Source organism: Salinicola salarius (assembly GCF_002179555.1).
GTDB classification, from domain to species: Bacteria; Pseudomonadota; Gammaproteobacteria; order Pseudomonadales; family Halomonadaceae; genus Salinicola; species Salinicola salarius_A.
The window spans coordinates 1-1,019 of sequence record NZ_NHOU01000112.1 but is presented as its reverse complement, the minus strand read 5'-3'; the positions used below and the strand labels follow the sequence as shown (position 1 = coordinate 1,019).

At 52.0% G+C, this 1,019-nt stretch carries 1 protein-coding gene; it reads left to right on the top strand.

The window, feature by feature from the left end; all coding sequences use genetic code 11:
- Positions 1 to 94: 94 nt before the first annotated feature.
- The gene (locus tag CCD76_RS19355) at positions 95 to 568 is read left to right on the top strand and encodes a YqaJ viral recombinase family protein (RefSeq protein WP_087721110.1); all 474 of its coding nucleotides are present in this window, start codon (positions 95 to 97) and stop codon (positions 566 to 568) included.
- The last annotated feature ends 451 nt before the right edge of the window (positions 569 to 1,019 follow it).

Here is a 1,019-nt window from a genome sequence, read left to right as displayed (position 1 = left end):
GCTCAATCAGCGCCCTCGTGAATAAGGCGGGCTCAAGACACTCCTGGTCAAGGGTAAGGGCCCTGATGGATTCGGTGCCGGAGCCATCAGCTATATGCATCAGCTGATCGGCGAACGTATCACCGGTGAGCCCAGCGATGCCTTTACGGGCAATGCTCACACCCAGCGGGGCCATGAAATGGAACCGGTGGCCCGGGAGCTCTATTGGGAAGCAACCGGTCATTTGGACCTGGAACAAGTCGGCATCATTCTCAACAACGGGGTGGGCTATTCGCCCGATTGCCTCGTGGGCAACGATGGCCTGGTCGAGATCAAAACCAAACTGCCCAAATATCAGATCGAACTATTGCTGGCTGGAGAGATTCCCGCCGAGCACGTCGCTCAGTGCCAAGGCGGCTTATGGGTCAGTGAGCGAGAGTGGATCGACTTCGTTAGTTATTGGCCGGGAATGCCGCTGTTTGTGAAGCGAGCCTATCGGGACGAGGCGATGATTCGGGCTATTGCCGAGCGCGTGGAAGCGTTTCATGATGAGATGAAGCGAAGGTTAGGTTCAGTAATGGCGGCTTGAGTTAGTCTGAACTTAGCCTTTGAAAAATTTCGACTGACATTCTAGATAGAAAATCTATGCCGGTTCTAAACATCAATGCGATATTTGGCGCCGCCCGCAGGCGGCGCCGAGTACGGAAACTGTTTTATTTTTTTGTCATGGCTTTGAGATAGATGGGCGTCTTTCGATGCTAGTTCCAATAAGTGGATTTTAATGAGTTGTTATGCGGCCCGTAATGAAGGGCTGTGACGCGTTCAAAAGAGGCGAGGGCTATCCAGTAGCTACTGTCGTGGTGCAGTTAGTGTTAGATCAGGTTGCCTTTTCAGATTAGTTGCCGTTTTGAGTGTCGGTGGACGTTAGGTAATCCGCCAGTTGCGATATGACGCCCGTTTCTACAGGTTATAGTCTTGTTTCTCTTGGTCTGTATCTTCGCTAGCTAGTTGTCGGGTCCCGCGTGATTGACAACCCGTTT